Below are 22,383 nucleotides of genomic sequence, written 5' to 3' on the forward strand. Positions count from 1 at the left end.
CAAGCCCGCTCTCACAGTGGTTTTGCACCCATTACCGGATGCAATGCTCAAGCAAACACGAAGTACTTACGCACAGTCTCCACCACTTCCCAGGTGCCTTTCATCCCCGGCTCGACCACAAAGATGTCACCCGCACGCAGATGGATCGGCGCCATGCCGTCCGGGGTGATCACGCAGTAGCCTTCCTGGAAATGGCAGTACTCCCACTTCACATAGTCGACTCGCCATTTGCCTGGCGTGCAGATCCAGGTGCCCATGATCTTGCTGCCATCCTCGCTGGTGTAGGCGTTGAGGTTGACGGTGTGCGGGTCGCCTTCGAGCTTTTCCCATTTGCAGGCGTCGAGCACTGGCAACGGGTGGGTATCACGAAGGACGGTAATGGGTTGGGACATGCTGACTCCGGGCGTTGGGCAGGAATGAAGTCCCACCCTATAGCGCCCGGCGCAGGCTCGGTTGTCTGTGCTCGACACTCAGCTGTCCAGAAACGCGCTGGGCCTCAGACCCGCTCCAGCGTGCACTGGTCCTGCACCTGGGCCAGGCTGGCCTGCAACGCGCTCAATTGCTGGTGTTGGCGGGTCAGTTGCTTGATGGTGTCGGTCAGTTGCCGCTTCTTGTCCGTGATCGCCTGGTGCGCCAGGTTCCAGGGCGGAGTCTGGCCACGGTGCGGCTCGAACATCGCCTGCATTTCCTTGAGCTTGAAACCCAGTTGCTGGGCGCACTTGATGAAACTCAGCAACTCGACGCTCTGCTGGTCGTAGATGCGGTACTTGCCCTGGCGCTGGGCAGGCGGCAACAGGCCGATGTCTTCGTAGTGACGAATGCTCTTGATGGTGGTGCCGGACAGTTTCGCCGCTTTACCGATGTACATGAAAAGTCCCTTTTTCGTGGATGTCCCGGATAACGCGGCGGATTATCCCTGAGACTTACCCCTGAGCGATAGCCTTGGCGCGTGCCAGCCAGGTCTGGCGCTGACGTGCGGTCGAGTTCAGCAGCGGGCCGAAGGTCAGGGTGGTGCGCGGGCGGATGCCGCAGAACGCCAGGGTGGTCTTGCGCACCTGGTGCAACCCGGGCATGCGATACACCCAGCGGTAGTACCAGGGCGGGGTGTCCATGGTCACCAACAGATCGGCGGTGCGCCCCTGCAGCAGCTTTTGTGGAAAGGCTTTGCCCGGGCGGTACTTGAAGGCAAAGCCGGGAAGCAGCACTCGGTCGAAAAAGCCCTTGAGCAACGCCGGAATGGCCCCCCACCAGATCGGGTAGACCAGTGTCAGGTGCTCGGCCCAGGTGATGTCTTCCTGCGCCTTGAGCAGGTCGGCTTCCAGTGGCTGGACCTGCTGGTAGCCTTCGCGCAGGATCGGGTCGAAACTCAAGGTGCCCAGGCGCAGCTCGCGCACTTGATGCCCGGCCTCCCGGGCTGCCTGCACGTAGTGATCGGCGAGGGCGCCGCAGAAACTCTGGCTCGAAGGATGGCCGAGAATCACCAGTATCCGTTTGCTCATGTGCTTACCCCGCGATAGTCGAGGCGCGAGGATAAAGTCGACCCCACGGGGGAGAGTCAAGGGGCGCGGCGAATGCTGCTGGCGTAGCGTGAAATATCTATCGGCTAAACGGTGATTTTTTAGCATTAAGTGCGAAACATTTGCTGAATGCCGAAGTTTTTCGCAAGAAAGTTCAGGGGTTTCGCTCGTATCATTCACGCGTGAGCAAGCCGAGATTTGAACAATGAAAAAAACACCATCCTGGTGGGACATCAGCCCACCCTTGAGCACCGCGACACCCACCTGGCCGGGTGATACACCCTTCCAGGAAGAGCGGGTCTGGACGTTCGGTCCCGAGTGCCCGGTCAACGTCGGGCGCATTACCCTGTCGCCGCACACCGGCGCCCACGTCGACGCGCCCCTGCATTACAGCCCGGACGGTGCGCCCATCGGCGAGGTGTCGCTGGAGGTCTACATGGGCCCGTGCCGCGTCCTGCATTGCCTGGACAGCGGCGCCCTGGTGCAGCCCGAGCAGCTTGCCGGGCGTCTGCAACAGTTGCCGGAGCGGGTGCTGTTGCGCACCTACCGCCAGGTACCGCTGGCCGCCTGGGACCCGGACTTCACTGCCGTGGCCAAGGACACCGTGGACCTGCTGGCCAGCCTTGGCGTGCGCCTGATCGGTATCGATACACCGTCCCTCGACCCGCAACAATCCAAGACCATGGACGCGCACAACGCCGTCGCTCGCCATGGCATGGCGATCCTCGAAGGGATCGTCCTCGATGACGTGCCGGAAGGTGACTACGAGCTGATCGCCTTGCCGCTGCGCTTTGCCAATCTTGACGCCAGCCCGGTCCGGGCGATTTTGCGTCCGCTGAATACATCGCCACTTGAGGAGCCTGCGCAATGAGCCAATGTCCCTATTCCCCGGGCAACCAGACAGACGAATGGCATAACGCCGAGCTGAATTTTTCCGACTCCATGAGCTACGGCGACTACCTGGACCTGGGGCGGATTCTCAGCGCCCAGCACCCGTTGTCGCCGGACCATAACGAAATGCTGTTCATCATCCAGCACCAGACATCCGAGCTGTGGATGAAACTGATGCTGCACGAACTCAAGGCGGCCCGTGAACACGTGCGCCTGGGCGAGCTGCCACCAGCGTTCAAGATGCTGGCGCGGGTGTCGCGGATCTTCGACCAACTGGTGCATGCCTGGACCGTGCTGGCGACCATGACCCCCACCGAGTACCACGCGATCCGGCCATTTCTCGGGCAGTCGTCGGGCTTCCAGTCGTTCCAGTACCGCGAGATCGAATTCATCCTCGGCAACAAGAGCGCCACCCTGTTGCGCCCCCATGCCCACCGTCCGGAACTGCTGGCCGAACTGCAGCAGTCGCTGGCCACGCCATCGCTGTACGACGAGGCGATTCGCCTGATGGTCAGCGCCGGCCTGGCGATCGACCCGCAGCGCCTGACCTGCGACCCGACCCAGCCAACCGCCCATGACGCCTCGGTCGAAGCCGCCTGGCGAGTGGTCTACAAGAACCCGACGCAATACTGGGACCTGTACCAGTTGGCCGAGAAGTTCATCGACCTCGAAGACTCGTTCCGCCAGTGGCGCTTCCGCCATGTGACCACGGTCGAGCGGATCATCGGCTTCCAGCCAGGCACCGGCGGCACCGAAGGCGTGGGTTACCTGCGCAAGATGCTCGACACCGTGCTGTTCCCTGAACTGTGGCGCGTACGCTCCACCCTCTGAACACAGGGATTGTGGTTTACGCAGACAGTAAAAAGCCCCGGCATTCAGCGAATGCCGGGGCTTTTTAGTGGCTGACGGTTATCGCGCGACCGACAGCGCTCGTGTGCGGGCAACCCGCATGCGGTAGGCCACGTACAGGATCGCGACCCAGACCGGAATCGCGAACACCGACGCCCGTATGCCCGGGATCGCCAGCATCACGCAGACGATCATGAGCATGAAGGCCAGGCACAGGTAGTTGGTGTAGGGCGACCAGAATGCCTTGAAGCCCGGGACGATGCCTTTGAGGTGCATGGCCTTGCGGAACTTCAGGTGCGTCAGGCTGATCAGCGCCCAGTTGATCATCAGCGAAGCAACCACCAGGGCCATCAACAGCTCCAGCGCACCGTGGGGTGCCACGTAGTTGACCACCACGCACAGCAGGGTGACCAGCGCCGAAACGCTCAACGCCAGCAGTGGCACGCCTTGCTTGGTCAGCTTCATCAACTGCTTGGGTGCATCGCCCTGTTCGGCCAGGCCGTAGAGCATGCGGCTGTTGCAGTAGACGCCGCTGTTATAGACCGAGAGTGCGGCGGTCAGGACCACGAAGTTGAGGATCTGCGCCGCCGTGTCGCTGCCGATCAAGGCAAAGATCTGCACGAACGGGCTGCCACTGTAGGCATCGCCGGAAGCGCCGAGGGTCTGCAACAGTTGGTCCCAAGGGTACAGCGAGAGCAGCACGGTGAGTGCGCCGACGTAGAAGATCAGCACCCGGTAAACCACCTGGTTGATCGCCTTGGGAATCACTTTGCGCGGCTCGCTGGCCTCGGCAGCGGTGATGCCCACCAGCTCCAGGCCACCGAAGGAGAACATGATGAACGCCATCGCCATCAGCAGGCCGGTGGTGCCATTGGGGAAGAATCCGCCGTGCTCCCACAGGTTGCTCACCGAGGCCTGCGGGCCGCCGGTACCACTGAACAGCATGTAGCAACCAAGGGCGATCATGCCGATGATGGCCACGACCTTGATGATCGCGAACCAGAACTCCATCTCGCCGAACACTTTGACGTTCATGGTGTTGATCAGGTTGACCAGCACAAAGAACACCGCCGCGCTGACCCAGGTCGGCACCTGCGGCCACCAGAACTGGATGTACTTGCCGACGGCGGTCAGCTCCGCCATGCCCACCAGCACGTACAGCACCCAGTAGTTCCAGCCGGACAGGAAACCGGCAAACCCGCCCCAGTAATTGTGGGCGAAGTGGCTGAAAGAACCGGCGACCGGTTCCTCGACAATCATTTCGCCGAGCTGGCGCATGATCAGGAAAGCGATGAACCCGGCAATCGCATAGCCGAGAATCATCGAGGGGCCCGCTGACTTGAGTACACCTGCGGAGCCGAGGAACAACCCTGTGCCAATGGCACCACCCAAGGCGATCAGCTGGATATGTCTGTTCTTCAGCCCTCGCTTGAGTGTGCCCTGTTGCTGTATTTCATCCGCCATCTGGTTACCTTCTAGTTGTTTTGGTCCGGCTGTGTTGCACCCCGACAGCTTATTCAATTACCGCCCGTTTGTGAGCGTCAGACGTTGCTTTCGGTGAATTTTTCGTAATATAGCTGCACCTTTTCCAGGCTTTGCGCCGCCAGCCAGGTCTTGATCGACTCGACCATCGGCGGTGGTCCGCAGACGTACATGTCGGCGGCGCTGTCGCGCCATTGGCTGGCATCGAAGTGCTCGGCGATGTAGCCGCGCTTGCCGGTCCAGGCTGGCGTGGGTTCGCTGACCACCTCGGTGTAGCGAAATCCCGGCAGGTGCTGGGCGTAGGCCTGGATGCGCGCGGCCTCGCACAGATCGGCTGCATCGCGCACCCCGTAGTACAGGTGCACCGGCTGATCACAACCGCGTGCGGCCATTTCGTCGAGCATCCCCAGCAGCGCCGACAAACCGGTGCCGCCGGCCACCAGCACCAGTGGCCGGGTGATGTGGCGCAGGTAAAACGCCCCCAGTGGCGCTTCCAGTTCGATGCGATCGCCGACCTGGCAACGCTGGCGGATGTAGTTGCTCATGGCGCCGTCCGGCAGCAGGCGAATCAGGAACTGCAGCTGATTGCTGGCGTCGGGGCGGTTGGCGAACGAGTAGGAACGTTTGCTGCTGGTGCCGGGAATCAGCAGCCGCGCGTATTGCCCCGGGAGGAAGTCCAGCAGCGGTGCGCCGGGCTCCAGCGCCAGGTGCAGGATCGCGGTGCTGGCCGAGACCTGGGTGACCTGGCTGACGGTGCCGCTGAGCTGGCCCGGCCCGGCGGCGTTGCACAGGCTGGACGCGAAGTCGAAGTAGAAGGCGGCATCGGACTTCACCCGGGTCTGGCAGGTGAGCATCTTGCGCTGTTGCAGGTCCAGGCTGGAGAGGGCTTCCTCGTCCACATAGTCCTGGCTGTAATCGCCGGATTCACAGCGACCCTGGCACGTGCCACAGACCCCTTCGCGGCAATCCAGGGGAATCTTGATGCCATTGCGCAGCGCGGCATCGAGCAGTATTTCGTTGGCCTGCACGGGAAAGAACAGGGTCTTGCCGTCGGCAAAGCTGAACGCGACCTTATGGTTCATTCACAACTCCAAAAAAGCCGTAGCAGCTGTCGAGCCCGCGAGGCTGCGTTGCGTGTTCGCAGGACCGCCCTCGGGGATTGGCGCGCCTCGTGGGCTCGGCAGCTGCTACAGGTCACAAGTGGTAGAAGTCGAGCACCGAGTTGATGGTGTCGTTGAGCAGCAGCACGTGCTTGCGGGTGATCAGCCAGCTGTCGTTGTGCGGCGTCAGGCGATAAGTGGCATTGCCATAGAACTGCTCGGAAGTGGCCAGGCGGTAGAACAGGGTGTGCCAGTTCAGGCGCACCTCCAGTTCGCCTTGGGGCAGCTCGCTGATCCGCACGTTATTGATCAGGTGCAGGGTGCGCGGCATGGGCGTGGCCGAGGCGGCCTTGCCGGTGCGCAGGCGAAACACCCGGTCTTCCAGGCCAGAACGGTTGGCGTAGTAGATCAGCGACATCTCGCGCTTGGGGTCCTGGGTGTAGACGTGCTCGGAGTCCCATTGCGGCAGGTGGAACTCGCTCTGCTCAGCGAACAGCTGGAGATAGGCGTCCCAGTCCTTGGCGTCGCACAACTCGGACTTGCGGTAGAAAAACTGCTCGATCTGATACTGCAATTGCGCATTCATGGTCACACCTCACGCAGCTTCAGGGATTGTTTGTCCAGGCCGTCGAGCAGGAACTTCTGCCAGTTGGCATGCTGGTTGACGTACAGCCCTTCGTGGGTGAACTCGGTGCCGGTCATGGCCGGAGAGATGCCGATGGCCTCGCTGTTGGGCGTGGCGCCCGTGGCCCAGCGATGGCTGCCGCGGGAGATATCGCTCCAGCGCTCCAGGCGTGCCTGGAAACCGCGCTGGGCTTCACGGAACTCCACCAGGTCGTCTGGAGTGCCAAGGCCGGAGACGTTGAAGAAGTCCTCGAACTGGCGAATGCGGTTTTCGCGGTCGGCGTCCGACTCGTTTTTCACCCCCAGGCACTGGCTGATGATCTCGGTCTTGTTCCACGCCACCGGGCGGATGATGCGCAACTGCGAGCTGATCTGGTCGAGGAAAAACAGGCTCGGGTAGACATTCAGGTTGCGCAGGCGATGCATCATCCATTCGGCCTTTTGCTGGCCGTGTTCTTCGATCAGGCGCGGCATGATGGTCGCGTAGCCGGAGCGTACCGAGGGGTTGGGCATGTCACTGAACAACACGCTGTGCCCGTTGTTGAAGGCGAACCAGCCGTCATCGGTGTTGGCATCGCCGGCACCGAGCTTGCTGTAGTCCAGGGTGCTGCCGCCGGCGCTGCCGTTTTCGCTGTTGACCTGCTGGCGATGCTGCACCGTGGCCACGTAGTTATAGTGAACCGTGCTGACGTGGTAGCCATCCAGGCCATTCTCGTTCTGCAGTTTCCAGTTGCCATCGTAGGTGTAGGCCGACTTGCCGGGCAGCACCTCCAGTTCGCCGGTGGGCGACTGCGCGACCATCATGTCGAAGAACACCCGGGCGTCACCCAGGAAGTCTTCCAGGCTGTCGCTGCCCTGCACATCGAGGCTGATGAACACAAACCCCTTGTAGCTCTGGATGCGCGCCTTCTTCAGGCCGCGAGTGGCCTTGTCGAAGCCTTCCGGGTACTCGCCCGGGGCCTTGACCTTGACCAGGCGACCGTCGCTTTTGTAGCACCAGGCATGGAATGGGCAGGTGAAGGTCGACTGGTTGCCCTTGCCGACCCGGGTCAGGGTGGTGCCGCGATGCTGGCAAGCGTTGATCAGTGCATTGAGCTGGCCGTCACCGTCGCGAGTGATGATCATCGGCTGGCGTCCGGCACGCATGGTGACGAAGTCGTGGTTATTGGCCAGCTCGCTTTCGTGGCAGGCGTAGATCCAGTTCTTCTCGAAGATCAGCTCCATTTCCAGGTCGAACAGCTGCGGTTCGGTGAACATCTCCCGGGCAATGCGAAACACGCCCTCCACCGGACGGAAGTCCAGGCAACCTTCGATAAACGTTTTCCACTGCTCGAGGTTTTTCTCGCCACTCATGGGTCTGCGCCTTTTTTTATTCAAGCTAATCGGTGCGCACATTAGAGAGAGCGGGGCGGGGCAGGGTCTATCCGGTTACTCGACGAAGGCAATCCACAAAATCCGCTGGGGCCGACAACGGGCAGTGGGTGCGGGTAACACCTGGGCAGCGAATACCCATCGCTGCGCCCCAAACGATGAACGGCTGCCTCAACCGGCAGCATTGAGGTACTGTTTTGCCCAGTTTGGAGGACTGTGCCAGGGCGACTATCCTGCTCTGCTGCGCCGGGTTATCCGCTTATTCGGCGATTGCTATCCATCGACTCAGGGAGCGGGTCGAGTGGTCTGGAACTTGCTCCGTCCAAACCAGAGGTGCGCCGTCAGAGTGCACTGAAAAAATATTGCCGTGGGTGTGCCGTGATGAGTAGCAAAGCCGATCCGCAGAGTCGCGATATTCGTATCGATCACTATGACCTTGAAGGGGCCAGGACCTGGATGTCCGGTATCTGTGGCCCTCATCGCCTGGAAACCGCCACCCCCGAGCGGATCCGTTTTCACCACAGTGCCAATGTCTTCAAGTCGATGGCCACCACCCTCGGTACCATCGAGTACGGCACCGACGTGACGGTGGATATCGAAGACGCCGAGCACTTCAGCAGCTACAGCCTCAGCCTGCCGCTGGTGGGTGAGCAGGAGCTGCGCAAGAACGGCAGCCTGCTGCGCTCGGATCGTGACCAGGGGGTGATCATTTCACCGAACGAAAACCAGGTGCTGGCGATTTCCGGCGACTGCCGCAAGGTCCAGGTGGTGATCACCCGAGCGGCCATGAGCGAGTCCCTGGAAGGCATCCTGCAACGTCCGCTCGACGCACCGCTGCGCTTTGAACCGTTGATGGATGCGGTGGATGGCGCATCGGCCGCGTGGTGGCGCATGGCGCGCTATTTCATTGCGGAGCTTGAGCGCAGCAGCTCGCTGTTTGACCAGGTGACCTTCACCCGCGACATCGAAAGCTCGTTGATCAAGGGCCTGATCCTCGCCCAGCCCAATAACTACTCCGAGGAGCTGCGCGGGGTGCTGGGGGTGAAGGTGCCGCACTACCTGGTGCGGGCCAAGCAGTACATCCACGACAACGCCCGCGAAGCCTTGCACCTGGAAGACATCGAGGCCGCGGCGGGGGTGTCGCGGTTCAAGCTGTTCGAGGCGTTTCGCAAATACTTCGCCCTGTCGCCCATGGCCTACCTGAAAAAACACCGCTTGAATGCAGTGCGCCAGGACCTGCTCGAACACGGTCAGGCGCGCAATATCTCCGAGGTTGCCATGGCCTGGGGTTTTACCCACATGGGGCGTTTTTCCGCCGAGTACCGCAAGCTGTTCGACGAGTCCCCCAGCGCGACCGTGCAGCGCAACGAAGCCCGGCGCATGCGCGGGCTGTGAGCTGTTGCCGGGCTACTTGCGCGCGACCAGGTCGAGCAGGTCGTCGCGCTCCTTGATCTTCTGCAGGACGATTTCCGAGCGGATATCGGTGACCCCCGCCGTGCGGTTGAGCTTGTTGACGATGAAATCCGAGAAGTGCTTGAGGTTGCGCGCCTGCACCCGCAGCACGTAGTTGCTGGCGCCGGTGATCACGTAGGCGGTGGCCACTTCCGGCCACGACTGGACCTTCTTGATAAAGGTCTCGTGCCAGTCCTCCGTGTCCTGGCGCAGGGACACATGGACAATGGCCTCAAGCTCCACCCCCAGGCGCTCGGCGCTCAGTTCGGCGCGATACCCGGTGATGATTCCCTCGCTCTCCAGCAGGCGTAAACGACGCAGGCAGGCCGAGGGTGACAGCGAGACCTTTTCCGCCAGTTCCTGGTTGCTGATGCGCCCATCCTGCTGCAGGTGATGGAGGATCCGCAGGTCTGTGGAGTCGAGATTCATGGTTTGAATAAATCCGCGTTTTTATCGGTTGGATTCGAATAATCTTCGAGATAACTACTATATGACCTCGCACTTTGCACGAAAATTCTGCAAGCCTTCGTTCATTATTTGCTCATCGTGCAAGTGCGAAAACCTCCGGAAATCGGTGCTCGCCGGCCGCATGCCACTTAAAGAACAGGACCGACAATGACCACAAGAAACGCTTGCCTGGCGCTCGATGCCGAGGACTCCCTGGCCCCTTTGCGTGAACAGTTTACCTTGCCAGCCGGGGTGATCTACCTCGACGGCAACTCCCTGGGTGCCCGCCCGGTCGCCGCTTTGGAGCGTGCCCAGGCAGTGATCGCCCAGGAGTGGGGTGACGGCTTGATCCGCAGCTGGAACAGCGCCGGCTGGCGTGACCTGCCGCAACGCCTGGGCAATCGCCTGGCCAGCCTGATCGGCGCGGGCGACGATGAAGTGGTGGTCACCGACACCACCTCGATCAACCTGTTCAAGGTGCTCGGTGCAGCGCTGAAAGTGCAGGCCGGTCGTGCACCGGAGCGCAAGGTGATCGTCAGCGAGTCGAGCAACTTCCCCACCGACCTGTACATCGCCCAGGGCCTGATGGACCTGCTGCAACAAGGCTACAGCCTGCGCCTGGTGGACACCCCCGAGGCGCTGGCGCAGGCCATCGACCAGGACGTCGCGGTGGTGCTGCTGACCCACGTCAACTACAAGACCGGCTACATGCACGACATGGCGGCCATGACCGCGCTGATCCACGAATGTGGCGCGCTGGCCATCTGGGACCTGGCTCACTCGGCGGGTGCGGTGCCGGTGGACCTGCGCCAGGCCGATGCCGACTACGCCATCGGTTGCACCTACAAATACCTCAATGGCGGTCCGGGTTCGCAGGCGTTTGCCTGGGTCTCCCCGAAGCTCTGCGACCTGGTTGCGCAACCGTTGTCGGGTTGGTTCGGCCACGTCCGCCAGTTCGACATGGAGTCCGGCTACGAGCCGAGCAAAGGCATTGCGCGCTACCTGTGCGGCACCCAACCGATCACCTCGCTGGCCATGGTCGAGTGCGGCCTGGACATCTTCGCCCAGACCGACATGCCCAGCCTGCGCCGCAAGTCCCTGGCCCTGACCGACCTGTTCATCCAGTTGGTCGAGGAGCGCTGCGCGGCCCACGACCTGACGCTGATCACCCCGCGTGAACACGCCAAGCGTGGCAGCCACGTCAGTTTCGAACACCCGCAAGGCTACGCGGTGATTCAGGCACTGATCGCCCGGGGCGTGATCGGCGACTACCGTGAGCCGCGGATCATGCGGTTCGGCTTCACCCCGCTGTACACCAGCTTCACTGAAGTGTTCGATGCGGTGCAGATCCTCGGCGAGATCCTCGACCAGGAAACCTGGGCCCAGGCGCAGTTCCAGGTGCGCCATAGCGTGACCTGACTCATAGATTCACCGGATCCCTGTAGGAGCGAGCCTGCTCGCGATGAACGTCAACGATAACGCGTGCTGCCTGAAACAACGCGTCGCCCTCAGGTTCTTCGCGAGCAGGCTCGCTCCTACAGGGTGGTGGCGAACCTCTATCGACGATGTGCTCTAAAAAAATAATATCCAGAGGACAGATACATGAGCGAAGCCGGTGGCTTTGACACGATTTCCAAGCGCGAGCAGGGCCTGCGGCGGCAGTTGACCTCGGGGCAGATGAGCATGATCGCCATTGGCGGAGCGATCGGTACCGGGTTGTTCATGGGCAGCGCCTACGCCATCGGCTATGCGGGGCCCAGCGTGCTGCTGAGCTACGCGATCGGCGCGATCATTACCTTGCTGTTGATGGGCTGCCTGGCGGAAATGACCGTGGCCCATTCCACCTCCGGTTCATTCGGCGCCTACGCCGAGTTCTACGTCAGTCCGCTGGCCGGGTTCCTGGTGCGGTACGCCTATTGGGCGGCGATTGTGCTGGCGGTCGGCACGGAAGTAACGGCGGTGGCGATGTACATGAAGTACTGGTTCGCCAACGTGCCGGAGTGGATCTGGATCGTCTCGTTTTCCAGCGTGCTGATCGTGCTCAACGCGATCAGCGTGAAGACCTTCGGCACCTTCGAGTACTGGTTCTCGACCATCAAGATCGGCGCGATCGTCGGCTTCATCATCCTTGCGGTGTACGTGGTGTTCGGCTCTGGCAACCCGGAGTACGGGGTGCAGCATTACACTGCCCATGGCGGCTTTTTCCCCAATGGCCTGCAGGGCATGTGGGTGGCGGTGATCGTGTCGATCTTCAGCTACCTGAGCGTGGAAATGATCGCGGTGGCGGCCGGCGAGGCCGAGGACCCGGAGCGGGCGGTGAAAAAAGCCTTTCGCGCGACCATCGTGCGCCTGGTGGTGTTCTACCTGCTGACCCTGGCCCTGATGTTGGCGATCGTGCCGTGGGTCCAGGCCGGGCAGGCGCAGAGCCCGTTCGTTACCGTGATGCAGACCATCGGCATTCCCGGGGCGACCGGGGTGATGAACTTCGTGATCCTGATTGCCGCGTTGTCGGCGATGAACAGCCAGTTGTACATCACCACGCGAATGATGTTCAGCCTGTCCCGTGGCGGTTACGCACCCAAGGCCATGGGCGCGCTGAGCAAGAGCGGGATCCCGCTCAACGCCCTGTTGCTGTCGAGCTCGGGCATCGCCCTGGCGACGCTGCTGAACCTGTTGTACCCAGAAAGTTCGTTCACCCTGATGATGGCGATCTCGATGTTCGGGGCGATTTTCACCTGGTTCATGATCTTCCTCACCCACTACTGCTTCCGTCGTTATCACCAGCGTCACGGTGAGAAAAAGCTGTCCTTTCGCATGCGCTTTTTTCCCTACAGCACCCTGCTGGGACTGGTGTTGATGGCCGCGGTGATGATCACCACCTACTTCACCGATGCGTTCAAGATGACCCTGGTGTTCGGCGTGCCGTTCCTGCTGATCCTATCGGCGGTGTATGGGCTGTTCTTCAGAAAACCCAAGCCGGCCACCGCCAATCTCGAAAACGCCTAACCCCCAGATCAATCTGCCGATAGCGCTTGGAGCAAGGCACTGGCATACCGTGGCAAGGCCTCGAACGAGCGGGCGCACAGCAGCAACTTGCGCTGCGCCCAGGGCTCATCCAGGGCGCAGCATTTCAAACCCTGCCCGGCGGCAAAGCGCTGCACCGCCGCCTGCGGCACAATCGCCAGTCCTGCGCCATGGGCGACCATGCGCATCACCCCGTCAAACCCCTCGGCCCGGATGCGCATCGACATGCGTTGCCCGCTGTGCAAGGCCTGCTCTTCCAGATAGATCGCCAGCGCGTTGTGGGCATTGAGCCCAACGTACTCATGGGCCAGGGTCTGGCTGAAACTCGGTGCTCGAACGCTGGCGAGAGGGTGGTCGTGGGGCATGACCAGCACCAGCGGATCGTCGCGAAACGGCCGGGTGTCCAGGCCCGAAGTGTCCACCGCATCGGACACAATGCCCAACTCGGCCGTGCCTTGATGCAGGGCGTGGGTGATGCGCAGGCTCGGCAGCTCTTGCAGGTCGATGTCGAGGTTGGGGTGAGCGCGCAGAAAATCCGCCAGTAACTCGGGCAAGTACTCGGTAATCGCCGTGGTGTTGCACAGCAAGCGCACCTGGCCTTTGACACCCTTGGCGTATTCCGCGAGGTCCTGTTGCAGGTGTGCGGCCTGTTGCAGCATCAGCCGCGCATGTTGCGCCAGTGCCTTGCCGGCGGGCGTCGGGCTGACACCCCGGCGCCCGCGCTGGAAAAACGCGGTGCCCGCCGAAGCTTCCATCCCGCGGATCCGCGCACTCGCCGCCGCCAGTGACAAATGACTGCTCGCGGCGCCGGCGGTGATGTTGCCGGCTTCGAGGATGTTCAGGTACAGCCGCAGATCAACCAGATCGAAATGCATGGGTGGGACACCCTGTAGGAGCGAGCTTGCTCGCGATGACGGCATCAGCCGCGATGAAATCTTTGACTCTGTTAAAACAAGAGGCAACCTCAGTATATGGCAGATTTTCACAAGCCCGCGAACACGCCACGATAAGCCCATGAACACACTTCTGGCGTTTTACCAAAACCTCGGTCTGGCCCTTTCATTGCTGGTGATCGTGACCTTCCTGATGGCCGGCATGATCAAGGGGGTGATCGGCCTTGGCCTGCCGACCATCGCCATGGGCTTGCTGGGCCTGGCTATGGCGCCGGCGCAGGCTGCGGCGTTGCTGATCATCCCGGCGACCCTGACCAACCTCTGGCAACTGGCGTTCGGCGGACACTTGCGCGCCCTGGTGCGGCGCTTGTGGCCGATGCTGTTGGCAATTTTTCTCGGCACCGGCGCAGGCACCCTGTGGCTGGGGATCGACGGCGGGCAGTGGGTGGTGCGGGCGTTGGGCGGCGCATTGTTGCTCTACGCCCTGAGCGGCTTGCTGTTGCCCGCCTTGCGGGTCGGCGCCGGCCACGAGCGTTGGCTGGGACCGTTGTGTGGCGTGCTGACCGGGGTCATCACGGCGGCCACCGGGGTCTTTGTGATTCCGGCGGTGCCGTACCTGCAAGCGCTGGGGTTGGGCAAGGATCAATTGGTGCAGGCGCTGGGCCTGTCATTCAGCGTCTCGACCCTGGCCCTGGCCGCCGCGTTGCTGTGGCGCGGCGCACTCGGCGGCGGAGAGCTGAGTGCGTCGCTGCTGGCGCTGATTCCCGCGGTGCTCGGCATGTGGCTGGGGCAATGGCTGCGCCAGCGGATCAGCGCCGTGCTGTTCAAACGGGTGTTTTTCATCGGCCTGGGCTTGCTTGGCGCTCACCTGCTGGTCAACGGGTAGCGGATGACGGGCTGAGCATGTCGATCTGGCGGATCTCGAAATCGCGCTCCAGGTAATCCATGCGCTTGGCAAAGAATGCCTGCATGTGCGGCAGGTTCGAGTGCCGGTCCAGATCAGCCTGGGACGCCCAGATCTCGTAGAAGATGAACAGTGTCGGGTCCTGCTGGTCGCGCAGCATGTGGTACTCGATGCAGCCCGGCTCCGCGCGACTCGGTTCGACGTAGGCGTGGAACAGCGCGGCAAAGGCCTCGGCCTGCTCCGGGCGGGTTTTGGCGTGCAGGATAAAGCCTTGTTGCTGGTTCATGGAGAACTCCTCTTGAGTGGATGAGGAGAATTTTACGGCAACAATCAGCGGCTAATTCGTGCGTATAGGTCAAATGTATTTTGCCGCAACAGGGCTTATTCAGCAGGGGGGCGATCTATAACCTGCCGTCATCGAATCAAACCTTACTGACCCCGCCACCTGTTCCAGGCAGCGGTGGATCAAACCCAGATGACGAGGCTTGCATGAAAAAAGTTCTGTTGCTCAACGGTGGCAAACAATTCGCCCACTCCGACGGTCGCTACAACACCACCCTGCATGAAGCCGCGATGAGCGTGCTGGATCGGGGCGGTATCGACATCAAGGTGACCCACATCGACGAGGGGTACGACATCGCTGAAGAAGTCGCGAAGTTCCTCTGGGCCGATGTGATCATCTACCAGATGCCGGGCTGGTGGATGGGTGCCCCCTGGACCGTGAAAAAGTACATCGACGAAGTCTTCACCGAAGGCCATGGCAGCCTCTACGCCAGTGACGGTCGCACCCGCTCCGACGCCTCGCAGAAATACGGCAGTGGCGGCCTGATCCACGGCAAGCAGTACATGCTGTCGCTGACCTGGAACGCCCCGCAGCAAGCGTTCGACGACCCCACTGACTTCTTCGAAGCCAAGGGCGTGGACGCGGTGTATTTCCCGTTCCACAAGGCCAATCAGTTCCTCGGGATGAGCGGCTTGCCGACCTTCCTCTGCGTCGACGTGATGAAACGTCCGAACATCGAAGCCGACGTGGCCCGCTACACCCAGCACCTGCAGTCCGTGTTCAACTTGCCGGCAGCTGCATGAGCTAGTATCGGCAGCCAGAAGCGCTGCCGAGAACGAGGACACACGTGAAAGCCAGATCCGATGAGTTGCAGATTTTTGTCTGCGTGATCGAGTGCGGTTCGATATCCGCGGCGGCCGAGCAGGTCGGGCAAACGCCGTCGGCGGTCAGCCGCACGCTGTCGCGTCTGGAGGCCAAGCTCGACACCACGTTGATCAATCGCACCACGCGGCGCATGGACCTGACCGAAGAGGGCAAGTATTTCTTCGAGCAGGCCAAGCGCATCCTCGATCAGATGGAGGAACTGGAAGAACGCTTGTCGTCACGCCACAGCACGCCGTCCGGGCGTCTGCGGATCAACGCGGCGTCACCCTTCATGCTGCACGCCATCGTGCCCTACATCGATGAGTTCCGCCGGCTGTACCCGGACATCCAGCTGGAGCTCAACAGCAACGACCTGATCATCGACCTGTTGGAGCAGAGCACCGACATTGCCATCCGCATCGGTGCCCTGGCCGACTCGACCCTGCACGCGCGTTCGCTGGGCTGCAGTCCGCTGCACATCCTCGCCAGCCCCGCCTACCTGGAACGACACGGCACCCCGACCACCGTGGCCGAACTGGCCGGGCATACGCTGTTGGGGTTCACCCAGACCGAAACCCTCAACCACTGGCCGCTGCGCCATGTGCACGGCGACCGCTGGCAGATCGAACCGGGCATCAGCGCCTCCAGCGGCGAAATCCTGCGTCACCTGGCGCTCGAAGGGCAGGGCATCGCCTGCCTCTCGCACTTCATGACCATCGCCGACCTCAAGGCCGGCCGCCTCAAACTGCTGCTGGCCGAAGCCAACAGCGGTTACCGTCAGCCGATCAACGCGGTGTACTACCGCAACTCGCAACTGGCCTTGCGCATCCAGTGCTTCCTGGACTTTATCCAGGGCAAGCTGGCGGGCTACGCCAACGAGGTGTTCGACGGCTGATTCACCCCCAGGGCACGGTCAGTGCAACGCATCACAAAACGGCTACCTGCGGGTGGCCGTTGGCGTTTTTGGATTGCTCAACACCCACGCTAGGGCCTATGGTTCCACCTGCCTCAATAACAAGAAAAGGATGGATCTCATGCGTTATGTTTTGTTCAAGACCCTGACGCTCGCCGTGGCGATTGCGGCCAGCTCGTCATCATTCGCGGCGCTGCTCGAGGGGGGCGCCGTGGCGGCGCCGAACCAATATGGCGCCGACGTCGCCGCACAGATCCTGAAGAAGGGCGGCAACGCGGTCGACGCTGCGGTAGCAACCGCCTTTACCCTGGCGGTGACTTACCCGGAAGCCGGCAACATCGGCGGTGGCGGCTTCATGACGATGTTCATCGACGGCAAGCCGTACTTCCTCGACTACCGCGAAACCGCCCCGAAGGCGGCGACCCGTGACATGTACCTGGACGACAAGGGCGAAGTCATCGAGAACCTCAGCCTGGTAGGATCCCGCGCAGCCGGCGTGCCGGGCACGGTGATGGGGCTGTGGGAAGCGCACCAGAAGTTCGGCAAGTTGCCCTGGAGCGAACTGATCACCCCGGCCATTGGTTACGCCAAGACCGGCTTCAAGGTCGCCGACAAGCAGTACCAGTACCGCGAAGATGCGCTGAAACTGTTCAACGGCACCACCAACTTCGCCGACTACTTCGGCAGCATGAAACCCGGCGAGACCTTCCGTCAGCCGGAGCTGGCCGCGACCCTGGAGCGCATCGCCGACAAGGGCGCCAACGAGTTCTATCAAGGCCAGACCGCCGACCTGCTGATCGCCCAGATGAAGGCCGACAAGGGCTTGATCACCAAGCAAGACCTGCACGACTACAAGGTCAACTGGCGCGAGCCGCTGACCGTCAACTGGCGTGGCAATACCCTGTACACCGCGCCGCCACCGAGTTCCGGCGGGATCGCCCTGGCGCAACTGATCGCCATCAAGGAAGACCGCGCCGCGGACTTCAAGGGCGTCGAGCTGAACTCGGCGAAGTACATTCACCTGCTCGCCGAAATCGAAAAACGGGTATTTGCCGATCGCGCCGACTACTTGGGTGACCCGGCGTTTTCCGATGTGCCGGTCAAGCAGCTGACTGATCCGGCCTACCTGAAAAAACGCGCGGCCGAGGTCAACCCTACGGCCATCTCGCCAACCGAAAAAGTCCGTCCAGGCCTGGAGCCCCACCAGACCACGCACTTCTCCATCGTCGATGCCGACGGCAACGCGGTGAGCAACACCTACACCCTCAACTGGGACTACGGCAGCGGTGTAGTGGTCAAGGGCGCAGGCTTCCTGCTCAACGATGAAATGGACGACTTCAGCTCCAAGCCCGGCGTGGCCAACGCCTTTGGTGTGGTCGGCGGCGACGCCAATGCCATCGCCCCGGGCAAGCGCATGCTGTCGTCGATGAGCCCGAGCCTGGTGACCCGCGATGGCAAGGTCACCCTGGTCCTGGGGACCCCGGGCGGCTCGCGGATCTTCACCTCGATCTTCCAGGTGCTGAACAACCTCTATGACTACAACCTGCCGCTGGAAAAAGCCGTGGCCGCGCAACGCGTCCACCATCAGTTGCTGCCCAAGGACACTATCTACTACGACGCCTACGCGCCACTCACCGGCAAGGTCGCCGACGAGTTGAAAGCCATGGGCTACACCCTGGAAGACCAGGGCTGGGAGATGGGCGACATCCAGGCCATTCGCATCAACGGCAGCCAACTGGAAACCGCCTCCGACCCACGGGGGCGTGGGGTTGGCAGTGTTGTGAAATAACCTGGCGTGACCCGGCGGCCGCACAGTCGCCGGATTACTGATATCAACGGGTATTTGGGGCGCGCGGATGAATAACCGTTATGAGGCCGCAGGTGCGCAAAGCTCCTATGAGCCAGGCTCGGACGATCAGGTGTTGGCCAATAAACTGGCAATTACTGATCCCCGGGATATGGATGATGCCGAATTGGTTCTGTTGGAAAAAATCTACCAGTCAGTCTTGATTGAACATCTACCTGACAGGTCGTTGACGGTTCAGGACCTGAAGGATTGGCATCGTCGATGGCTGGGAAACATCTACCCCTGGGCGGGGGATGTGCGCTCCGTCAATTTGGGTAAGGACGGGTTTTTCTTTGCGGCCGCGCCACAGATTCCCCGATTGCTGGCCGATGTCATGGCCGTCCAGGCCGGGCGTATGCCCTTGGACTACAGCGTTTGGGAGGCGCATAAGGACGAGTACTTTGCGGCGATCAAGCAAGGGCTCAACTGTTGTTATGCGCCAATGCAGCACTGGGTCCGTCTAGCCTTATCGACATGAGTGACCACTGCGCTTGCGCAGGCTTGAGCGATGGTTTCAGGGCGCGAGATTGAGATGCAGGAATTTGCTGGTCCTGCTTTTGAGTTTGCGCTCGATCTGTTCAATGCTCTGCCCGGTCTCGATGGCTGTCGAGCTGGCGATGGCACGAATAACGATGTCGACATCGGGTTTTTTGTTACTGCGGCGTGATGCGGCCATAAAAGTGGCTCGATGAAGGAACGTCGGCTGAGCACAGTGCTAATTGTTATGCGCAAACTTCATGAAAATCCCGCCTACGCATTTTCATTCATCACGATATGACATATCCATGAGCGACACCTCTTGTCTGCCATCTGCCGCAGGGAGACTGACATGCAGTACCACACGCTGATCCGCAACGCCTCGATCATCGATGGCAGCAACCGCCCCGCGTACCCGGCTGACGTGGCCATTTTCAACGGCCGGATCGAAGCCATCGGCGACTTGCGTGATGCCCATGCCGATGAGGTCATCGACGCGGCCGGACGGGTGCTGGCGCCAGGGTTCATCGATGTGCACACCCATGACGACACGGTGGTCATCCGCCAGCCGCAGATGTTGCCCAAGCTCAGTCAGGGAGTGACCACGGTGATCGTCGGCAACTGCGGGATCAGCGCGTCGCCGGTGAGCCTGCGCGGCGATCCGCCGGACCCGATGAACCTGCTGGGCACCGCGGCCGCCTTCGTCTATCCGCGTTTTCGCGACTACCGCGCGGCCGTCGAAGCGGCGCACCCGAGCGTCAACGTGGCGGCGCTGGTAGGCCATACGGCGCTGCGCAGCAACCACCTCGACGACCTGTTGCGCACCGCCACGGCGCAGGAGATCAGCGCCATGCGCGGGCAATTGCGCGAAAGCCTGGAGGACGGTGCGCTGGGCCTTTCCACGGGACTGGCGTATGCCAGTGCGTTCAGTGCGTCTACCGACGAAGTGCAGCAACTGGCCGAGGAGCTGGGCGCGTGCGGTGCGGTCTACACCACCCATTTGCGCAGTGAGTTCGAACCGGTGCTGGAGGCCATGGACGAGGCGTTCCAGATCGGTCGGCATGCACGCAGCCCGGTGATCATTTCCCACCTCAAGTGCGCCGGGGCTGGCAATTGGGGGCGCAGTCCGCAACTGCTGGCGGCGTTGGAGCAGGCGGCGAAAACCCACCCGGTGGGGTGTGATTGTTATCCCTATGCGGCCAGTTCCTCGACCCTGGATCTCAAGCAGGTCACTGATGCCCATCGCATCACTATCACCTGGTCGACGCCGCACCCGCAGGTCAGTGGGCGTGATCTGCTGGACATTGCTGCCGAGTGGCACGTGCCGCTGCTGGAGGCGGCGCGCCGCCTGCAACCGGCGGGCGCGGTTTACTACGGCATGGATGAGGCGGATGTGCGGCGGATCCTGGCTCATCCGTTGTCGATGATCGGTTCCGATGGTTTGCCTGAGGATCCGTTTCCGCATCCGCGGTTGTGGGGGGCGTTTCCTCGGGTGCTGGGGCATTTCAGCCGGGATGTGGGACTGTTTCCATTGCACACCGCGATGCACAAGATGACGGGGTTGTCGGCGGCGCGCTTTGGCTTGCAGGCGCGGGGGGAGATTCGCCAGGGGTATTGGGCTGACCTGGTGTTGTTTGATCCGTTGTTGGTGCGCGATGTGGCGGATTTCAGTGATCCGCAGCGGTCGGCGGTGGGGATTGATGGGGTGTGGGTCAATGGGGTTCGCAGTTATGTGGATGGGCGGGCGAATGGGCGGCGGGAGGGGCGGTTTCTGGCGCGTGAGGGGGATTTGCGGGGTGGGTTTGGGGTGTCGGTGAGTTAGGGTTTTTTGGGGCATATCCGTTGCTGCGGTAATGGCGGCTTAGGGTTTCGCCCTTACGGCGAGGCACTTTTGTCAGACGACACAAAAGTACCCAAAAAGTCTTGCCCCAGCGTTCGGCCCCTCGCTAAGGCTCGGGGTACCTTCGCTACGGTATCCATCAGGGGGCATCGCCTACGGTTTGCTTCGCTGCACCTCCTCTCGATGCATGCGGCTTCGCCGCACGGCGCTACGCGCCTGCCCCCTGATGGACACCTTCGCTCAGCCTGCCGAAGGGGCAGGTGGATCAAGATCAAAAGCAAGAGCACGGCGACCTGGCAGTCGGCCTGAGTGGTAAGAGCGGGCGAGGCGGCCTGCCGGCCGACCTGTTTGCCCTGGTGTCGCGTTCCCTTGTGGGAGCGGGCTTGCCCGCGATGACGATCTGCGCCACACCGCATATCTCGGCAATACCCCAATCCCCTGTAGCAGCTGCCGAGCCCGCGAGGCTGCGTTCGAGGACGCAGTCCTCGCCGCCTTCGACTCAGTCTCCATCGGCCTCGCGGTGCATCTGGCGGAATTCGCCGGGGGGCATGCCTCGGCGGCTTTTGAAGGTGCGGTGGAAGGAGCGTGGTTCGGTGAAGCCCAGGTACTGGGCGATGTCCTGGATCGGCAGGGTGCTGTGCAGCAGGTAGTGCTCGGCCAGTTCCTGGCGCAGGTCATCGAGGATCTGCTGGTACGAGGTACCGGCCTGGTGCAGTTGGCGCTGCAGGGTTCGTACCGAGATGGCGAACTGTTCCGCCACCTGTTCCTTGCGCGGTAGGCCTTCCTTGAGCAGTTGGCGCAGGATGTTTTTCACCCGTTGTTCCAGCGAGGCGTCTTCCAGTGTGGCCATCAGGCCCAGGGCGTGTTCTTCCAGGGTGCGCAGTAATTGTGCGTCGGCCTGGCGCAGTGGCAGTTGCAGGTACGGCAGGGGCACGACCAGTGCGGAATAGGGCTGGCCGAACAGTACCGGGCAGTCGAAGAATTGCTGGTAGGACGCCGGGTCGGTGTCGCTCGGCAGCGCATGTTCGAACCACACCGCGGCGGGCGAGAGGTGGGTGTCGGCGATCCAGCGTGCATATTGCAGCCACGAACCCAGCACGTTTTCCACCAGGTGGCGGCGGATGCGGGGGCGCTGGTGGCGGCAGTTCCAGATCAGGTGCACGTGCTCGCCCTGCAGCTCGGCGCGGCTGACGCCCATGTCGCCTACCAGTTTCTCGAACGGCATGATGCGATTCATGGCGTCGCCCAGGGTCGCGCAGTTCATGGTGATGTAGCCCAGCACGCTCCAGGAGTTGGGCAACACGAAGCGCGCCGAATTAAGGCCGAACAACGGGTCGCCGGAGTGTTCGCAGAAATAATCCAGCAGGCGTTCATGGGCCTCGCCCGGCAAGCGCAGGCTGTTGTCGCTCAATTGCTCGACCTGCAACCCGGCCGCCGCCAGCGCCGGTTCGATGGCCAGACCCAGCTGTTCGGCATGGCGCACGTACTTGAGCAGCGGGGGGAGCGAGGTGTAGCCGAGGGATTGCATGATCGGGGTCCTTTGATCGGGGCAGACTGGCGCGGGTCAAGACCCTGAAAGGTAGTTTGAAAGCACAGCTAAAGTAAA

The 22,383-nt window shown here is 61.9% G+C and carries 23 protein-coding genes; 11 read left to right on the forward strand and 12 right to left on the reverse strand.

Annotated elements, in window-relative coordinates; genetic code table 11:
• Window positions 1-47: 47 nt before the first annotated feature.
• The 3 genes from PspS04_RS03335 to PspS04_RS03345 form a co-directional block, all read right to left on the reverse strand.
• A complete protein-coding gene (locus PspS04_RS03335) occupies window positions 48-392 on the reverse strand; it encodes a cupin domain-containing protein (RefSeq protein WP_095171292.1) in 345 nt (114 codons plus the stop codon).
• A 104-nt stretch (window positions 393-496) separates the two neighbouring features.
• A complete protein-coding gene (locus tag PspS04_RS03340) occupies window positions 497-868 on the reverse strand; it encodes a MerR family transcriptional regulator (RefSeq protein WP_095171290.1) in 372 nt (123 codons plus the stop codon).
• 55 nt (window positions 869-923) lie between these two features.
• A complete protein-coding gene (locus PspS04_RS03345) occupies window positions 924-1,499 on the reverse strand; it encodes an NAD(P)H-dependent oxidoreductase (RefSeq protein ID WP_095171288.1) in 576 nt (191 codons plus the stop codon).
• 223 nt (window positions 1,500-1,722) lie between these two features.
• Between PspS04_RS03345 and kynB the strand changes: the two genes are divergently transcribed.
• Both kynB and kynA read left to right on the forward strand, forming a co-directional pair.
• Window positions 1,723-2,388, forward strand: coding sequence for an arylformamidase (gene kynB / locus PspS04_RS03350; protein ID WP_095171286.1), 666 nt, complete (start codon window positions 1,723-1,725; stop codon window positions 2,386-2,388).
• Window positions 2,385-3,239, forward strand: a complete 855-nt coding sequence (gene kynA / locus PspS04_RS03355; protein WP_095171285.1) for a tryptophan 2,3-dioxygenase — start codon at window positions 2,385-2,387, stop codon at window positions 3,237-3,239. The genes kynB and kynA overlap by 4 nt, the downstream gene beginning before the upstream one ends.
• A gap of 78 nt (window positions 3,240-3,317) precedes the next feature.
• On the opposite strand, the gene PspS04_RS03360 is transcribed toward kynA, so the two are convergent.
• The 4 genes from PspS04_RS03360 to antA form a co-directional block, all read right to left on the reverse strand.
• Entirely contained in the window at window positions 3,318-4,721 is a 1,404-nt protein-coding gene (locus PspS04_RS03360; protein WP_159993633.1) for an amino acid permease, read from the reverse strand.
• A gap of 77 nt (window positions 4,722-4,798) precedes the next feature.
• Window positions 4,799-5,821: an anthranilate 1,2-dioxygenase electron transfer component AntC gene (gene antC / locus PspS04_RS03365; RefSeq protein WP_159993635.1), complete on the reverse strand. Its 1,023-nt coding sequence runs from the start codon at window positions 5,819-5,821 to the stop codon at window positions 4,799-4,801.
• 112 nt (window positions 5,822-5,933) lie between these two features.
• Entirely contained in the window at window positions 5,934-6,425 is a 492-nt protein-coding gene (gene antB, locus PspS04_RS03370) for an anthranilate 1,2-dioxygenase small subunit (RefSeq protein ID WP_159993637.1), read from the reverse strand.
• A 2-nt stretch (window positions 6,426-6,427) separates the two neighbouring features.
• The gene (antA, locus tag PspS04_RS03375) at window positions 6,428-7,816 is read right to left on the reverse strand and encodes an anthranilate 1,2-dioxygenase large subunit (protein WP_095171278.1); all 1,389 of its coding nucleotides are present in this window, start codon (window positions 7,814-7,816) and stop codon (window positions 6,428-6,430) included.
• Window positions 7,817-8,215: 399 nt separating this feature from the next.
• Between antA and PspS04_RS03380 the strand changes: the two genes are divergently transcribed.
• Entirely contained in the window at window positions 8,216-9,229 is a 1,014-nt protein-coding gene (locus tag PspS04_RS03380) for an AraC family transcriptional regulator (protein ID WP_095171276.1), read from the forward strand.
• Window positions 9,230-9,241: 12 nt separating this feature from the next.
• Here the strand turns inward: PspS04_RS03380 and PspS04_RS03385 are convergent, their stop codons facing one another.
• Window positions 9,242-9,715: an Lrp/AsnC family transcriptional regulator gene (locus tag PspS04_RS03385; RefSeq protein WP_095171274.1), complete on the reverse strand. Its 474-nt coding sequence runs from the start codon at window positions 9,713-9,715 to the stop codon at window positions 9,242-9,244.
• Window positions 9,716-9,901: 186 nt separating this feature from the next.
• Here PspS04_RS03385 and kynU point away from each other — a divergent pair, with 186 nt between their 5' ends.
• On the forward strand, window positions 9,902-11,152 hold the full coding sequence (gene kynU / locus PspS04_RS03390) for a kynureninase (RefSeq protein ID WP_159993639.1): 1,251 nt from the start codon (window positions 9,902-9,904) through the stop codon (window positions 11,150-11,152).
• 183 nt (window positions 11,153-11,335) lie between these two features.
• Window positions 11,336-12,739 carry an amino acid permease gene (locus PspS04_RS03395; RefSeq protein ID WP_095171271.1) on the forward strand — a complete coding sequence of 468 codons (1,404 nt, stop codon included), beginning with the start codon at window positions 11,336-11,338 and terminating at the stop codon, window positions 12,737-12,739.
• 8 nt (window positions 12,740-12,747) lie between these two features.
• Here PspS04_RS03395 and PspS04_RS03400 read toward each other — a convergent pair whose 3' ends face one another.
• A complete protein-coding gene (locus PspS04_RS03400; protein ID WP_159993641.1) occupies window positions 12,748-13,632 on the reverse strand; it encodes a LysR substrate-binding domain-containing protein in 885 nt (294 codons plus the stop codon).
• Window positions 13,633-13,771: 139 nt separating this feature from the next.
• Between PspS04_RS03400 and PspS04_RS03405 the strand changes: the two genes are divergently transcribed.
• Window positions 13,772-14,536 (forward strand): sulfite exporter TauE/SafE family protein, encoded by a 765-nt coding sequence (locus tag PspS04_RS03405; RefSeq protein WP_095171267.1) that lies wholly within the window; start codon window positions 13,772-13,774, stop codon window positions 14,534-14,536.
• Here PspS04_RS03405 and PspS04_RS03410 read toward each other — a convergent pair.
• Window positions 14,526-14,840 carry a putative quinol monooxygenase gene (locus tag PspS04_RS03410; protein ID WP_159993643.1) on the reverse strand — a complete coding sequence of 105 codons (315 nt, stop codon included), beginning with the start codon at window positions 14,838-14,840 and terminating at the stop codon, window positions 14,526-14,528. The two genes, PspS04_RS03405 and PspS04_RS03410, sit on opposite strands and share 11 nt — an antisense overlap.
• 203 nt (window positions 14,841-15,043) lie before the next feature.
• Between PspS04_RS03410 and PspS04_RS03415 the strand changes: the two genes are divergently transcribed.
• The 4 genes from PspS04_RS03415 to PspS04_RS03430 all read left to right on the forward strand — a co-directional run bounded on the left by PspS04_RS03415 (window position 15,044) and on the right by PspS04_RS03430 (window position 18,938).
• Window positions 15,044-15,640, forward strand: a complete 597-nt coding sequence (locus tag PspS04_RS03415; RefSeq protein WP_159993645.1) for an NAD(P)H-dependent oxidoreductase — start codon at window positions 15,044-15,046, stop codon at window positions 15,638-15,640.
• Window positions 15,641-15,684: 44 nt separating this feature from the next.
• Entirely contained in the window at window positions 15,685-16,596 is a 912-nt protein-coding gene (locus PspS04_RS03420; RefSeq protein WP_159993647.1) for a LysR family transcriptional regulator, read from the forward strand.
• Window positions 16,597-16,735: 139 nt separating this feature from the next.
• Complete coding sequence (gene ggt / locus PspS04_RS03425) at window positions 16,736-18,403, forward strand: gamma-glutamyltransferase (RefSeq protein ID WP_159993649.1); 1,668 nt, start codon at window positions 16,736-16,738, stop codon at window positions 18,401-18,403.
• 67 nt (window positions 18,404-18,470) lie between these two features.
• Window positions 18,471-18,938 (forward strand): Fic/DOC family protein, encoded by a 468-nt coding sequence (locus PspS04_RS03430; protein ID WP_159993651.1) that lies wholly within the window; start codon window positions 18,471-18,473, stop codon window positions 18,936-18,938.
• A gap of 36 nt (window positions 18,939-18,974) precedes the next feature.
• On the opposite strand, the gene PspS04_RS27490 is transcribed toward PspS04_RS03430, so the two are convergent.
• Window positions 18,975-19,136, reverse strand: coding sequence for a hypothetical protein (locus PspS04_RS27490; RefSeq protein ID WP_174244563.1), 162 nt, complete (start codon window positions 19,134-19,136; stop codon window positions 18,975-18,977).
• Window positions 19,137-19,289: 153 nt separating this feature from the next.
• Here PspS04_RS27490 and PspS04_RS03435 point away from each other — a divergent pair, with 153 nt between their 5' ends.
• The gene (locus PspS04_RS03435; RefSeq protein WP_159993653.1) at window positions 19,290-20,759 is read left to right on the forward strand and encodes an N-acyl-D-amino-acid deacylase family protein; all 1,470 of its coding nucleotides are present in this window, start codon (window positions 19,290-19,292) and stop codon (window positions 20,757-20,759) included.
• A 517-nt stretch (window positions 20,760-21,276) separates the two neighbouring features.
• Here the strand turns inward: PspS04_RS03435 and gliR are convergent.
• Window positions 21,277-22,305, reverse strand: coding sequence for an AraC family transcriptional regulator GliR (gene gliR / locus PspS04_RS03440; protein WP_095171252.1), 1,029 nt, complete (start codon window positions 22,303-22,305; stop codon window positions 21,277-21,279).
• Window positions 22,306-22,383 lie beyond the last annotated feature (78 nt).

The organism is Pseudomonas sp. S04 (assembly GCF_009834545.1).
GTDB lineage: Bacteria > Pseudomonadota > Gammaproteobacteria > Pseudomonadales > Pseudomonadaceae > Aquipseudomonas.